The sequence below is a fragment of the Nonomuraea sp. NPDC049141 genome (assembly GCF_040648415.1).
Lineage (GTDB): Bacteria > Actinomycetota > Actinomycetes > Streptosporangiales > Streptosporangiaceae > Nonomuraea.
In genome coordinates, this window is sequence record NZ_JBEZDR010000047.1 from 15,899 (window position 1) to 28,823 (window position 12,925).

A 12,925-nucleotide genomic window follows, 5' to 3' on the forward strand; every position below is an offset into this window, starting at 1 on the left:
AGGGCCCGTGAAGGCAGTGCTTCTCGACGGTACGACGCTGGTCGCCGCCACGCGATTGGTTACACGGGCTGATGGACCCAACGCGGTGAACCTGGCCGCGCTCTCTACCTTGGTGGAGTCGGTGATCCTGCACGACCAGGTCATCGTTCTGAGCACCACGTATGGGGACAGCCCGCTGCGCGAAGCTGCCGAGCTGTGGGGCGACGGGGTGGTCGTGCGGCGCCATGGCATTCCTGAACTGGTCGACTCCTATGTGGGCATGGAGTTTCCTGACCTGGCCGACCTGAAGCGACTCAGCCAGGAAGAGCTCGACGAGCAGTGGACAGTCACGCGGCCGTCTCTGGTCCTGGAGCTCATGCGGTTCTTGGTCGGTGTCCCGGAGACAATCTCTCCGCTGCGCCGGGCCGACGCGCACCTCCGGACGCTCGTGAGCCCGGCACCGGACCAGGAACTGGCGGAATACCTCACCGAGTTGAGGAAGACACACGACGCACAGCTGGCCGTCGTCAAGGACCAGGCCCGATCGCGGGTCAATCGGTTCCTGAAGCGTCGCGCGCCCCGGTTCCATAGCCTCACATATGGCTGGGGCGAGATGATGAGCGAGCTGGGCCAAGGGATCATGGGCCCGGACCAGCCCACCTCCGACGGCACGGTGCTGGGAATGCTCGGCGCGGACGACGCCGCCGCCGAAGCGCACATCAATTTCGTCGAGCGGTATTCCCGGCTGGCCGGAACCAGCTCGTGGGAGCACCAGAAGCAGGCGCGGATGCGCGAGCTACATCAGTTCGACAAGTCCATGATCGTCCGCGCGCACCTGTACATCATGGCCTCCGAGGTACTGGGCGCTCCCTATCGGCCAGACCTGTTCCGCGTCCCCATCTGCTGGAAGTTCTTCAGGCAGGGCTCCTTCGCGGAGATCTCCCTCGAGGAGCGCATGGTCGATGCCGCGGAGCGGATGACCTCGGCGCGGATCGTGTCGCTGAATGACTTCTACGGCCGGCCCGCCTTCGCCGCCCTGCCCCTCTTTTTGGGCTGTGTCCTGCGCGAGAGCGCCAAGGCCGAGGACGTGATGGCGGTCACCCAGTTCCTGCGGCGGTCTGACCACGCCCGCAGATTCCGCGCTCACCTGGCCTCACTCCATGAGGCGGAGGAAGCAGGCGAAGTGCGGCAGCTCATCGGCGAGGTGACGCGCTACGGGGCGCTGCTCAAGCGGGAGTTCGGGGATCGGCAGGGTGCCACAGAGGTCGTCTGGTCCCTGGTCAAAACGGCGAGCGAGGCCGCCGCGACCGGGAGCCCGGCCAGCGTCGCCAAGCTGGGCGTCGAGGCCGGCCAGCGGGCATTCGCCGCGCCCGGGCTCGTGCGCTCATGGTGGTACCGGCGGAAAGTGGCTCTCATCGCCACCACACTGCGCCAGGCGCGCAAGGCACGGGCACTGCAGCCGGAGACGCGGCGGCTGTTCGGCGCTGAGCTGGCGCAGGACGAGTTGGAGCTGCTTCAGCGCATCCAGGACCTCACCTCCCCCGACAGCGGTAAGAGCTCGCCGACGGCGGCCGTTTAAAGCAGGCGTCTTGCGCTTCTGTGGAATCTCGATCCTCACTATCGATGTCCGTACGCTGCGGGAAACCCCAGCAGATCGAAGACGGAGGAGGCCAGGACCGTGCGGTTCGAGCATCGCGACACCGACATCGACGCAAGCATCGTCGACCGCGTGTGGCGCACCCGCAGCGATGCCGAGGAAACCATGACGTCGGCAGCGCGTACCTGCTGCCATCTGATCCTCTCGCGGACGCAGGGACGCATGCTCGCCAGCCTGCGCGGGCCGGAGACGAGGGCGAGTACCACCCCGGTCCCGCCGGACACCGAGTTCCTCGGGGTCCGGTTCGCACTCGGCATGGTTCTTCGGCCGCATCCTGCAGCTTCGATCATCGACGGGTACGTGCCGTTCCCAGTGACGGACTTGGGCAGGATCGTCATCGGCGGCGAGGACTGGGAGGCACCAACGTACGAGAACGTCGAGCACTTCGTCCGGCGACTGCAGGTCGCGGGCCTGCTGGTGCAATCGCGCCTCGGAGATGGGGAGCACGTCACCGAGCATCCCGGGGCCAGCCTGACCAAGCGCACCCTTCAGCGCCGCTACCGCGCGATCACTGGACTATCGCAAACCGCCGTGAGGCAAATCGACCGCGCGAACGCCGCAGCCACGATGCTGCGCGATGGCCTCGACTGGCGCACAGTCGCCGAGAGGCTGGGGTACTTCGACCAAGCCCACCTCGCACACGCGCTGCGTCGCTACGTCGGGCGCACGGCGCGCGAGTTGCAGGCGGGCGACCATGCCGCGATGTCGTTCCTGTACAAGACCCACGCTCGGCCTGGCAGTTAGCGTCCCCCCGGCGGGCCAGCCCGACGGCTGGCCGCGACCCGAATTCCGGAGGAGAACCGTGCTGCTCAGCGTCAACACCTTCGTCAGTCTCGACGGCGTCATGCAAGGACCCGGAGCGCCGGACGAGGACCGCTCCGACGGCTTCGACCGCGGTGGGTGGCTTGTCCCGCACGCCTCGGCACACACCAACGATGTCGTCGAGAGCTGGTTCCATGAGGCCGACGCGTTCCTCTTCGGCCGCATCAGTTTCGGTCTGCTCGGCGGGTACTGGCCGAAGGTCACCGAACCCGGCAACCTGATCGCCACCCAACTCAACACCCTGCCGAAACATGTCGTCAGCTCGACGCTGACCGACGAGGAAGCCGGCTGGAGCCCGACGACGGTCCTACGCGGTGACCTGGTCGACGAGGTACGCCGCCTCAAGGAGCTTCCCGGCAAGGAGCTCCAGGTTCACGGCAGCTGGAAGCTCGTACAGACGCTGCACCAGGCCGGGCTCGTCGACGTCTACAGGCTGCTCCAGTACCCGGTTGTCGTCGGGACGGGAAAGCGCCTGTTCCCGAACGGATCGACACCCGCGACATTCGCAACCGCCGAAGAGAGTTCGCGGGTGCTGCCCGGCGGCGTCGTCTCCCTGACCCTCAAACCCGCGAGCCTCGGCGCGATCTCCGCGGGCGCGTACACCGTGGACGAGGGGCGCTCGACGACGGTCCTCGACTGACACCGGGTGCCATTTCGCTACGCGAAAGTCAGAGGAGAATGATGCTAAGCGGTGTCGTGAGGAGGACCGCTGCCGCCCCGGCAAGGCCAGCACCGTGATCACGATGATGTCGTCCACCTTCGCTCCGACGAATATGCCCGCCACTGCCGCCACCTTTCCCGCGTTCGTGTCCACGGCCGACCATGACCACCGGCAGCGCGCCACAGCGGCCAGCCGGGGAGGCGTTACCGACCTGGGCCGCTCATGCGGCATCGTGGTCATCCACGCCCCGGGTGGTGGCGGTTGCCCCTCCGGTGCGGCCGAACATCGAAACATCCCCGTCCGATAGCCGGCATGCGCTGGCGCGTCTTGCGTTTGCGATCGAGGTTCCTGGCTGTCATGCGCCTACAAAGTGGCCTGGCCGAGGTTCGCTTCGGTACGGCCGTGCCCGAAAGGGGCGCCGGGATCAGCGGCGCACTTCGCCGCGCCCGCTTGGCGCCGTAACGCGAGAAAGCAGTGGCCGCGCGGGCTCGGGGCCACATACGTTCGCCTCCATGGTTGACGCAACTTTCGGGCATCCGCGCCTCGCCGCCATCTACGACCCACTCGATCCGGACCGCAGCGATCTCGACGCGTATCTCGCGATGGCGGAGGAGTTCGGCGCGCGGTCCGTGCTGGACATCGGGTGCGGTACGGGCGTGTTCGCGCTGCTACTCGCCGAGCGCGGGATTACGGTCACCGGGATCGATCCCGCGCGGGCGTCCGTCGACGTTGCGCGTGGCAAGCCGGGCGCGGAGCGGGTGCGCTGGCTCGACGGCGACGCGGGGGACCTGCCGCCCATGCAGATCGACCTGGTGACGATGACCGGGAACGTCGCCCAGGCGATCGTCGATCCGCAGGCATGGCGTACGACGCTGCGCGGCGCGTACGAGGCGCTGCGGCCCGGTGGGCGGCTTGTCTTCGAGACTCGCGATCCGGCGCAGCGCGTGTGGGAGGAGTGGGCGGAGTGGACGCGCGAGACCACGTACCGCATGACGGACATCCCGGGCGTCGGCCACGTCGAGACCTGGGCCGAGCTGACGGACGTGAGCCTGCCGTTGGTGAGCTTCCGGGGTACGCACGTGTTCGCTGCGGACGGGGGAGTACTGACCTCGGAATCGACACTTCGCTTCCGCGAACGTACGGAGATCGAGCGGGACTTGCACGAGCACGGCTTCGTCGTCGAGGACGTACGCGACGCACCCGACCGGCCGGGCAGGGAGTTCGTGTTCGTGGCGCGGCGCGGTACCGCGGAGCCCTTCCCTCCCGAAATGCCCTAGAGAGCGTGCGTACCCATCATCCAGGCAAAGCGTTACAGCAAGGCCGTCGCATCGAGGCCGTGCGTGCTCTGGTGGAGTTGGCCCGGTTTGGTGGACACCTGATCTCTGGGGAACCCTGGTTCCCGGAAGAAGGAGTCTGCTGTGCCGAACAACTATCCGCCGGAGTTTCGCCGGCAGATGGTGGAACTGGTGCGCGCGGGACGGTCGCCGGAGGAGTTGGCCAAGGAGTTCCAGCCCCCCGCGCAGTCGATCCGTACCTGGGTGCGCCAGGCCGATCTGGATGACGGCCGCCGCCAGGACGGGCTGACCAGCGCCGAGAAGGACGAGCTGGCCCGGTTGCGTCGTGAGAACAAGATTCTCCGGGAGGAGAAGGAGATCTTGCGGAAGGCCGCGGTTTTCTTCGCGCGGGAGACGGATCTGCCGAGATGAGGTATCGGCTGATCGATGCGGAGAAGGACCACCACGAGGTCTCCCTGCTGGCCCGGGTGCTGGGTGTGTCGCGCCAGGGCTACTACGCCTGGGTGGCCAGGCAGCGGCGCGGCCTGTCGGCGCGAGCTCGCCGCGACGCCGAGCTGACCGAGCAGATCCGAGCGCATCACCAGGCCTCCGATCAGATCTACGGGGCGCCGCGCATCCACGCCGACCTGCGTGAGCTGGATGGGGTCCGGGTGGGCCGCAAGCGGGTGGCCCGGCTGATGCGCGCCGCCGGGCTGGCCGGGGTGAGCAGGCGTAAGGGCGTCCGCACCACTATCACCGATCCGCGCGCCGGATCTGCATCCGACCTGGTTCGGCGCAACTTCTCGGCCGAGGAGCCGAACCGGATCTGGACCGCCGACATCACGTATGTGCCGACCTGGCAGGGCTTCGTCTATCTGGCGGTGGTGCTGGATGTCTTCTCCCGCCGGATCGTGGGCTGGGCGATGGCCGAGCACATGCGCACCGAGTTGGTGACCGATGCGCTGGCGATGGCGCTGCACCAGCGTCGCCCCGAGGCCGGGGTGATTCACCACAGCGACAAGGGGGTCAATACACCTCGATTGCCTTCGGCCAGCGCTGTGAGCAGGCGGGCGTTCGTCCGTCGACGGGCCGGACCGGGACGTGCTTCGACAATGCGATCACCGAGAGCTTCTTCGCCTCGCTGGAGTGCGAGCTGATTGACCAGCGGACCTTCCGCACCAGGTCAGAAGCCGAACGGGCTCTCTTCAGCTACATCGAGGGCTTCTACAACCCGCGCCGCCGTCACTCCGCCAACGGCCAGCTCAGCCCCGCCGAATACGAACGCCGACACGCGCTCAAGAACGCTCAAGACCCCGACTATGCTGCCGCGTAGTCGCAAGCCCTGATGTGTCTATCGAACCGGGGCAACTCCAGTTTGGCAGCTGAAACGGATGCGTCCAGTCGGTCACACGACGGATGGACTCGCCGAGGTCGATGGCTCCGCCGGGTAGGGCCCAGTTGTCGTTGTCGGAGCGGCGGATGAGAGCAGCAGTTCGCCGGCCTCGTTGGTGACTACGACGTTCACTGACGGGACGAGGCTGTTGGCGGCGGGCGCGCTCGGGTCGTTGTAGTAGTCGATCCGCTTGCTCACGCCCGGATCCTACGCTGCCGAGGGCCTGCCGTTGAGGGCGTCGGCGCCCTTGCTCTATTCGGCCCTCCGCTCGCATGGTCAGGACTGTATTGCGAACACCCGAGGGCGTGACATTGGCGCGGACATGGGAAGCGTTACATCTTCGTCCTGGGCACACACTCAACCTGGCAGTGTGTATCGCGAACGTTCGTTAACCGACAAGATCCTTCTCGCCTTAAGGCCGAGCCGGTCGGTAAGTTTGCGGATCACGGAAGCTTCACAAGCACGGACCTCTTCTACATGGGGTCCTCGAACTGGCCGCCTTCGGCAGCGTCATCGCCGCCCGCGGTGCCAGGCAGGGCGGCCTCGTCGGCGACTGCACCGGCCTGGCCCGCCGCTCCCCGCTGGTCGCCGGCGCCTTCGTCCTGGCCCTGGCAGGGCTCGCGGGGCTGCCCCCTGGCCTGGCCGGGCTGTTCGCGAAGGTCACCGTCATCGACTCCTTCGAGGGTGAGGCCCTGTGGCTGGCGATCATCGTGGGCCCTCAACGCGGTCATCGGCCTGGTCTACTACGTCCGCCTCGCCGCCGTCCTCTTCCGCCCCGCGGGAGCCCACGCACCCGAGGAGACCGCCCGCACGCCCTGGCCGGCGGCGCTCGCGCTCACCGTCGCCACGGCCCTCGGTCTGCTCCTCGGGCTCGCGCCCCAGACGGTGCTGTCGCTCGCCGGAGGCTAGGGCCGCACATGCAGCCCGAAACCCGAGCGGCCCGCGGGCTCCAGCCCCTCCTTCAGATGCAGCGACGGGATCTCATAGTCGCCGAAGTTCTGCCGCCGGAACGCGATCGGCTCGGTCGACTCCAAGGTCAGCAGCCGCTGCTCCCAGGCCTTGGCGATGTCCGGGAAGTCCTCGTCGGTGGTCCGGTCCGTGCCGTACAGCACGAACGGCGGCAGCACCTCGATCCCCGGGTAGTACAGGATCCCGTGCTGGATCGGGAACAGCAGGTCGTCGATCGGGCCGTTGATCCCGCGCTCGGCGTAGTGCGACTCCGGGCCGCCGGCGGTCACCGACAGCAGCGCCCGCCTGCCCACGAGGGTCCCCTCACCGAAACGCTCCCCGTACTTCACGTCGCTGTGCTCGCCGACGCCGTACGCGAAGTGGTACGTGAAGACCCGGTCAACCCAGCCTTTGAGGATCGCCGGCATCGTGTACCACCACAACGGGAACTGAAAGATGATCATATCCGCCCACAGCAGCTTCTCCTGCTCGGCCAGGACGTCCGGGGTGAGGGCCCCGGTGTCGAAGGCCCGCCCCGAGTCCGCGGCGACCTTCAGCGGGCTCGAAGCGGATGCGCCGAAGTCCCCGGCGTCCACGACCGCCTTCCAGCGCATCGCGTACAGGTCACTGACCCGCACCTCGTGCCCCGCCTCTTCCAGCGTGGCCACCGCCAGGTCCTTCAGCGAGCCGTTGAGCGACCTCGGCTCCGGGTGGGCGTAGACGATCAGCGTCTTCATGTGAACTCCTTGAGATCGGGTGCCTCCGATCCTTCACACCCGGGGCGCCGCCATTCAGGGGCGCTACTTCCGTCGGACCCGGCTTCCTGGTAACGGCAGGGCCACCTTCCCCACCGACGCCCGCGAGATACTTGACCGATGGACGATCTCGCGGGCTTCCTGCGCACCCGCCGCTCCCGGGTCGACCCCGCCGGAGCGGGCATCCCGATCGACAGCCGCCGCCGGGTCCAAGGGCTGCGCCGCGAAGAGGTCGCGCACCTGTCCGGGGTGAGCGTCGACTACTACATACGCCTCGAGCAGGGCCGCGCCACGCAACCCTCGGAGCAGGTACTCGACGCACTCGCGCGGGTCCTCGGGCTCGACGACACCGAACGCGGGCACCTGTACCGGCTGGGCCGGCAGCGGCGCCGGAAGTCGAAGTCGCCCACCGGGCGGCTGCGCCCGGAACTGCCGCGCGTCCTGGACCTGATCACCGACGCGCCCGCGCTCATCGTCGACCACCGCCTTGACGCCGCCGCCGGCAACCACCTCGCCCACCTGCTGTACGGCCGCCCCGTGAAGGGCCTGAACACCGCCCGGCACATCTTCCTGGAGGAGACCGAGCGCGGCCTGTACGCCGACTGGGACCAGTGCACCCGCGACGTGGTCGGGCACCTGCGCCTGGCGGCCGGCAAATACCCCGAGGATCCGCGCCTGGCCTCGTTGATCGGGGAGCTGGCGATGGGCAGCGAGCGCTTCCGGCGCCTGTGGGCCCGCGCGGACGTGCGCGCGCGGACGTACGGGCGCAAGGCCTACCGGCACCCCCTGGTCGGGGAACTGGAACTGCATCAGGAGAACTTCGCGCTGCCGGATGAATCAGGCATGGAGCTGCTGGTGCTCTCGGCGGCCCCCGGCAGCCCCTCCGCGGACGCCCTGCGGCTCCTGGCCGGCCTGGACGCCGGTGATGACGTGCGTCCCACAGCCCCCAAAGATCAGCTTGTCCTCATCGGCGATTGTCGGCTCCCGGAACCCGTAGAACTCGCAGATCTGCGCCCGATGATTCTTCACCTGGCGAGAGGCGAAGTCGTAGCCGGCTAACAGCCCCAGGATCCCCCCTTCACCTGGCCGGCCATGAACTCCGCCGCCGCCTTCGGCACGTTGAAGGACGACGTTCGTTCTGAGCACGTAGGGCCTGATATCGACTGGGCCGCGCAGGCGTACCTTGTGCTGACCGTTCGACACAGACACGCGTAAAGGAGCCCGTCGGGTGACCAGTACTCTGACCCTGCAAGCGCTGCGGCGACTGAGGACGACCCCCGGCGGGCAGCTCGACTGCCGGATCAGCTTCTCCGACGGACAGGGAACTTCGCGGCCGGTCGCTTATGTGGAACGCGAGTTGCCGCCCAACGGCATATCCGCCTACCTCGCGGCTCGGGAGAGCGGAGCACGCTCTTTCGTCCTGTGGGCGGACGAGCACCGCCAGGCGCGGGTCGCCACCCTGGTCACCGTCTCCGCGGGCAGCGGGCGGGCACAGTTCCAGGTGCTCGGCCCGCAGGGCGAACTGCTCGGTATGTTCACGCGCGACAAGGCGTTCAGCCGGGGACTGCGCACACGCTGGACGGTGAGCCGCGCCGGCAGCCCCGACGCGGTGGGATACAAGGGCCGGCTCTTCTGGTGGTGCGTGTGGTGGCTCTGCACGCCCCTGCTGCCGCTCATCCTCGTGGCCGCCATCTTCGGCGGCGGCGGCGGAGACTTCCCGCGCGGCCCCCGCCGCATCAAGTGGCGCTCCGGCGGACAGGTCCCGCTGGAGTTCAAGTCGTCCGGGGACACGGTGCATCTGTACGCACCGGAGCTGGACTGGCGGCTCGGAGCCGCCCTCGCGGCCCTGATCCCCACCTTCGACAGCTGGATCGGCGACCCCTGGGACCGCAGGAAGGACTGACAGGCCAGGCGGCGCGCCCGTGATGCGGCGGTGGGAGGCGCGGACGGTGGGTTCGGAGTGCGGAGGGCGCGTGAGCAGGATCTCGGCGAAGCGCTGGCCCGGGAATGGCCCGGGTCTTGATAAACGAGGTCCGAAACACCGGCGCGTGTCCGGCACGCCCGGCCCAGTCGCCAGTCAGCGGCCACTCCCCGCTGGGCACGTCGTCCGGTGCAGGAAGAGGATGACGTGCGGCTCACCCAGCCGCTTGGCCAGTTGCCGCTTGGCGTCCTGCTCCATGTGCTTCCGCATCGGCTCGTCGCCGGCCACCGACTGGGGGATGAATCACTGGGCGTACCGGTCGGGCTTCGTCCCCGCCGGTACGGCATGCTCCACGAGCGCCCTGAACGTGGCGTGCCCGCCGGGGTTGCCGCGCTGCTCGGAGATGACGGGCGCCTTGTCCGGCTCGACGATGATGCGGACCCCGTACACGGTGGTCACATGCGCGCCGGGGACGGCAGGGCCGAGGATCGTGGGCAGTTGGATGGCCAGGTGCGGCCGGTCACCGAGCCGGTCCGCCATCTGCTCGATATGCAGGATTGAGGGCCCGCGCCTTCTCCTCGCTGATGTCTGCTCGGCGCTCTCCCCCTCGCCGGTCGGGGGTGTAGGCCTCGTACGCGGCCGTGCGCCGGCGGAGGATCTCCTGCACCACGGGGTGGTCGCTGAATCCCGTGTGCATGTGCTTCATCAGGATGTCGGCGATCTCCTCGCCGGGGCAGCCGCTGTCGAGGAGGTCGCGGATGTCCTCCGGCGTGAACACCTTCTCCTCCTTGCTGCCTGGATCGCCACACGCCGAACCTCTACCTGTACGCCACGGCCGCCCCGCGGTGCCCACCAGCTCGGGCTGGTACAAATGGGGCATGAGCGACCCCGTCGGGTATCCCCCGCAGCCGAACGTGTCACCGGCCCGGCGTGTCTACAGTCGGACGTACCGTGTGTGGGCCCACGTGCTCCTGTGGACGCCGATCGCGCTCACGGTGGCCGGTATCGTCCTTGGCCTGGGGCTGTTCGCGGCCGCTGACGCCGACTCGACGTACAGTTCGTCCGCGCTCGGCTATCTCGGCCTCGTCGTGTGGGGCGGCCTCGCGGTCCTGTCGCCGGCCCTGCTCGGGTCGTTCATCGCCGGGCTGGTCATGCTGATCCGCACGCGCAGCTGAGGTCGCGGCGAGACGCGGCCCCGCCTCGACATGCTCCAGGCTGGCCGCCTGGACGACGTCGTGGCTGCGGATCGGCAAACCTTCGTCTGTCGCCACTCGGCCGGAAACCGCGAGGTCGCAGGCGGTGAGCGTCGAGAACTCGTGCCGAGAATCAACGTCGGTGAACGGTTCGGTGAGTGGATTCCGACAGGCACCGGTACAACGCGCTGACCTCGGGATACACCGCTAGCTTGCGCCCTATGACACCGACCCGAGTGGAGGGCTTATTCGGGTGCCGTGTCGGCCTTCACGAAGCTGCCCAGGTTGGGGACGGTGTAGGCCTTGCCGGCGCCTCTGAGGCGTTCCATAGCCTTGCGTATGGTGGGGCGGGCGACTCCGAACTCTTCCATGAGCTTGACTTCGGAGATCTTGAACTTGGGTCCCCATTCTCCTGAGTCGATGTGCGCGACGAGGACTTCGAGGCCCACGACAGGAGCCGCCACCGGTCATGGAGTGCTTGCTCCGCGGCGTCATAGTTGGCCGCCGTCGTCTGGATCAGCGTGGCCGCGCAGGAAACCGCCGAAGAACTGCCCGGCACGAATCGGCACCGCCTTACCGATCGCCTCCAGCGCCCGGCAGACCTCGACCACGGGAATCCAGTTGCCATCGAGGGGCACAAGGTGAAGGTCTGGAAACTCCCCGGCTGTGTCGCCGAAGGCATGACTCAGAGGGATCGTCACAGCCTCGTGCTCGTCCTGCCACTGAAGGCCCTTGACGTCCCTCGCGTAGATGGAGAGGGAACCGACGCTGAAGGGGATATCGGTGTCCACCTCCATCCTCATGTCCCTCGCGATCCGAGCTCACCCCGGTCCACGTCGATGCCGCGGCTCGGCGAGGGCCAGCCCTAGGCCAACTCCAGCCCTCCATCCCACTGGTCCCAGTCATCGGCCATGTGGGCACTCCTGTCACCGGATGCTTGGTAGCGCATCTGCACGTGATCCGGCGAGACAATCCCAACGGCGCGTGGGCCAAGCCCCGGCGGCAGCGGGTGGTTCCGCTGGATTTCCTGGTGGTGTAGGCCTTCGACGCTTACGAGTTCGAGCGGTTGACGGTCGAGCGGGCCGCTAAGTCCGACTTCGTGCTGGTGAACCTGTTTCGTGAGCCGATCGGTGCGCCGATGCCGCCGGACGCGGTCAACGCGTTGGTGGAGGCGGCCGGGCGGCGGGAGCCGCAGGCAACCGCGTCTCCCGTCGGCGTGCGCCAATAAACGACGTGCTTGCCGTCACGCAGGCCGACGACCAGTCCGCCGCGGGCACGTTCCAGTGGCGGCCGAGAAGATGTCGGCCACGCCGTCGGAGTTGAAGTCCGGCGTGGCCGATCCACTCATCGCGGCTTAGCGCGGGTTCTTCGCGTGGGTGAGGGTCTCCCAGGCCAGGAAGCGCGAGGCACCGACCGGGCGCTTCTGCTTCACCCACTTCTCGGCATGCGGCATGTCGTATCCGAAACGCTGGTGCAGCGCGTTGTAGCCGACTTCGAGGTTCGGCCCGAGGCCGGGGGTGACCTTTCCGCCGCACAGCCACGATGGCACCGTCGCGCCCAGTTGCAGGCGAGCGTGGAACTCCATCGCGAATCGCAGCCGGTGCTTGGCCGTGGCGTACAGGTCCACGCCCTGGTGGCGGGCCGTCTCTGCGACGTGGGAGATGGCCGCAAGCCCCCATCCGGTGTGCCCGAAGTCACGGCAGGTCTCCTGGGTCAGGCCGTTCACGAACTTGGTCTGCCCGTGCCAGTATTCGATGATCTCGGCTTTGGTGTCGTGCTTGCTGTTCGGTGGCGCTTTGGGCAGCGAGCCGTCCGTCTTGAGGTAGATGTAGGCGGGCAGCCTGCCGCGCCAGGTCGTGACCGCTCGGTCGAAGGAGGCACGGTCGTCGAGGTGTACGGCGATGCCGATGGCGGCATCGGTCATGATCAGTTCCCAGTTGCCTTGGTTGTTGGGCATACCGGCGATCACGGTCGGCAGGTACACGGTGCGCAGCTTGCCGGCGAACCGGCCGGCCCGAGTCCAGCCGGTGTAGGTGTGCTTGATGAGTTCGGCGGCGCGGGAGAAGTTGGCGCCCGCAAAGCCGGTCTGCAGCGGCGCGTTGCTCCCGGTGTGTTTGGTGATCACGGCTGACCAGGCGTCCATGATCTGGATCGCCTTCTTGGCGTAGCGGGAGTCCTTGGTGAGGTACCACTGCAGGGCGTGTGTGTAGGCCGCATTGGCGTCCTCAGAGGGCGTTTGATTTGAGTAGATTGCGGCTTATGTTCTAGTAGGTGCCTCGCCAGGTTGGGGTGGTCTCGTCTGTTATGCGTTTGGTGAGGTTG

Annotated in this window: 16 protein-coding genes and 2 pseudogenes; 10 read left to right on the forward strand and 8 right to left on the reverse strand. The window is 67.9% G+C overall.

Annotated elements, in window-relative coordinates:
* The first annotated feature begins 7 nt into the window (after positions 1-7).
* The 5 genes and pseudogenes from AB0B91_RS62615 to AB0B91_RS62635 all read left to right on the forward strand — a co-directional run bounded on the left by AB0B91_RS62615 (position 8) and on the right by AB0B91_RS62635 (position 5,726).
* Positions 8-1,558: a hypothetical protein gene (locus AB0B91_RS62615; RefSeq protein WP_358342419.1), complete on the forward strand. Its 1,551-nt coding sequence runs from the start codon at positions 8-10 to the stop codon at positions 1,556-1,558.
* A gap of 99 nt (positions 1,559-1,657) precedes the next feature.
* Positions 1,658-2,380 (forward strand): AraC family transcriptional regulator, encoded by a 723-nt coding sequence (locus AB0B91_RS62620; RefSeq protein WP_358342421.1) that lies wholly within the window; start codon positions 1,658-1,660, stop codon positions 2,378-2,380.
* 58 nt (positions 2,381-2,438) lie between these two features.
* Entirely contained in the window at positions 2,439-3,098 is a 660-nt protein-coding gene (locus AB0B91_RS62625; RefSeq protein WP_358342423.1) for a dihydrofolate reductase family protein, read from the forward strand.
* Between the two features lie 533 nt (positions 3,099-3,631).
* Entirely contained in the window at positions 3,632-4,396 is a 765-nt protein-coding gene (locus tag AB0B91_RS62630) for a class I SAM-dependent methyltransferase (RefSeq protein WP_358342425.1), read from the forward strand.
* Between the two features lie 177 nt (positions 4,397-4,573).
* Positions 4,574-5,726, forward strand: a pseudogene (locus tag AB0B91_RS62635) (IS3 family transposase).
* A gap of 82 nt (positions 5,727-5,808) precedes the next feature.
* On the opposite strand, the pseudogene AB0B91_RS62640 reads toward AB0B91_RS62635, so the two are convergent.
* Positions 5,809-5,984, reverse strand: a pseudogene (locus AB0B91_RS62640) (NUDIX domain-containing protein); the annotation flags it as partial.
* Positions 5,985-6,470: 486 nt separating this feature from the next.
* Between AB0B91_RS62640 and AB0B91_RS62645 the strand changes: the two are divergent.
* A complete protein-coding gene (locus tag AB0B91_RS62645) occupies positions 6,471-6,695 on the forward strand; it encodes a hypothetical protein (protein ID WP_358342426.1) in 225 nt (74 codons plus the stop codon).
* Here the strand turns inward: AB0B91_RS62645 and AB0B91_RS62650 are convergent.
* Positions 6,692-7,471 (reverse strand): NAD(P)H-dependent oxidoreductase, encoded by a 780-nt coding sequence (locus AB0B91_RS62650; RefSeq protein ID WP_358342427.1) that lies wholly within the window; start codon positions 7,469-7,471, stop codon positions 6,692-6,694. The genes AB0B91_RS62645 and AB0B91_RS62650 overlap by 4 nt on opposite strands.
* Before the next feature lie 138 nt (positions 7,472-7,609).
* Here AB0B91_RS62650 and AB0B91_RS62655 point away from each other — a divergent pair, with 138 nt between their 5' ends.
* Positions 7,610-8,548, forward strand: a complete 939-nt coding sequence (locus tag AB0B91_RS62655; protein WP_358342429.1) for a helix-turn-helix transcriptional regulator — start codon at positions 7,610-7,612, stop codon at positions 8,546-8,548.
* 169 nt (positions 8,549-8,717) lie between these two features.
* The gene (locus tag AB0B91_RS62660) at positions 8,718-9,392 is read left to right on the forward strand and encodes a hypothetical protein (RefSeq protein ID WP_358342431.1); all 675 of its coding nucleotides are present in this window, start codon (positions 8,718-8,720) and stop codon (positions 9,390-9,392) included.
* Between the two features lie 174 nt (positions 9,393-9,566).
* Here AB0B91_RS62660 and AB0B91_RS62665 read toward each other — a convergent pair whose 3' ends face one another.
* Genes AB0B91_RS62665 through AB0B91_RS62675 form a run of 3 tightly spaced genes read right to left on the reverse strand, consistent with a single transcriptional unit; the run spans position 9,567 to position 10,290 of the window.
* Complete coding sequence (locus AB0B91_RS62665) at positions 9,567-9,698, reverse strand: hypothetical protein (protein ID WP_358342433.1); 132 nt, start codon at positions 9,696-9,698, stop codon at positions 9,567-9,569.
* 15 nt (positions 9,699-9,713) lie between these two features.
* The gene (locus AB0B91_RS62670; protein ID WP_358342435.1) at positions 9,714-9,950 is read right to left on the reverse strand and encodes a hypothetical protein; all 237 of its coding nucleotides are present in this window, start codon (positions 9,948-9,950) and stop codon (positions 9,714-9,716) included.
* Positions 9,931-10,290, reverse strand: coding sequence for a hypothetical protein (locus AB0B91_RS62675; protein WP_358342436.1), 360 nt, complete (start codon positions 10,288-10,290; stop codon positions 9,931-9,933). The genes AB0B91_RS62670 and AB0B91_RS62675 overlap by 20 nt, the downstream gene beginning before the upstream one ends.
* On the opposite strand from AB0B91_RS62675, the gene AB0B91_RS62680 reads away from it, so the two are divergent.
* On the forward strand, positions 10,289-10,585 hold the full coding sequence (locus AB0B91_RS62680; protein ID WP_358342438.1) for a hypothetical protein: 297 nt from the start codon (positions 10,289-10,291) through the stop codon (positions 10,583-10,585). The genes AB0B91_RS62675 and AB0B91_RS62680 overlap by 2 nt on opposite strands.
* A 263-nt stretch (positions 10,586-10,848) precedes the next feature.
* Here AB0B91_RS62680 and AB0B91_RS62685 read toward each other — a convergent pair whose 3' ends face one another.
* Both AB0B91_RS62685 and AB0B91_RS62690 read right to left on the reverse strand, forming a co-directional pair.
* Positions 10,849-11,052, reverse strand: a complete 204-nt coding sequence (locus AB0B91_RS62685; RefSeq protein ID WP_358342440.1) for a GntR family transcriptional regulator — start codon at positions 11,050-11,052, stop codon at positions 10,849-10,851.
* Between the two features lie 42 nt (positions 11,053-11,094).
* Positions 11,095-11,400 (reverse strand): hypothetical protein, encoded by a 306-nt coding sequence (locus AB0B91_RS62690; RefSeq protein ID WP_358342442.1) that lies wholly within the window; start codon positions 11,398-11,400, stop codon positions 11,095-11,097.
* A 269-nt stretch (positions 11,401-11,669) separates the two neighbouring features.
* Between AB0B91_RS62690 and AB0B91_RS62695 the strand changes: the two genes are divergently transcribed.
* Positions 11,670-11,831 (forward strand): hypothetical protein, encoded by a 162-nt coding sequence (locus AB0B91_RS62695; RefSeq protein WP_358342444.1) that lies wholly within the window; start codon positions 11,670-11,672, stop codon positions 11,829-11,831.
* A gap of 126 nt (positions 11,832-11,957) precedes the next feature.
* Here AB0B91_RS62695 and AB0B91_RS62700 read toward each other — a convergent pair whose 3' ends face one another.
* Positions 11,958-12,854, reverse strand: a complete 897-nt coding sequence (locus AB0B91_RS62700; protein WP_358342446.1) for an alginate lyase family protein — start codon at positions 12,852-12,854, stop codon at positions 11,958-11,960.
* Positions 12,855-12,925: the final 71 nt, after the last annotated feature.

Coding starts and splice junctions, on each gene's coding strand:
- AB0B91_RS62680 (WP_358342438.1), top strand. CDS start 10,289: ATGAGCGACCCCGTCGGGTATCCCCCGCAGCCGAACGTGTCACCGGCC.
- AB0B91_RS62655 (WP_358342429.1), top strand. CDS start 7,610: ATGGACGATCTCGCGGGCTTCCTGCGCACCCGCCGCTCCCGGGTCGAC.
- AB0B91_RS62675 (WP_358342436.1), bottom strand. CDS start 10,290: ATGCCCCATTTGTACCAGCCCGAGCTGGTGGGCACCGCGGGGCGGCCG.
- AB0B91_RS62670 (WP_358342435.1), bottom strand. CDS start 9,950: ATGGCGGACCGGCTCGGTGACCGGCCGCACCTGGCCATCCAACTGCCC.
- AB0B91_RS62650 (WP_358342427.1), bottom strand. CDS start 7,471: ATGAAGACGCTGATCGTCTACGCCCACCCGGAGCCGAGGTCGCTCAAC.
- AB0B91_RS62690 (WP_358342442.1), bottom strand. CDS start 11,400: ATGGAGGTGGACACCGATATCCCCTTCAGCGTCGGTTCCCTCTCCATC.
- AB0B91_RS62630 (WP_358342425.1), top strand. CDS start 3,632: ATGGTTGACGCAACTTTCGGGCATCCGCGCCTCGCCGCCATCTACGAC.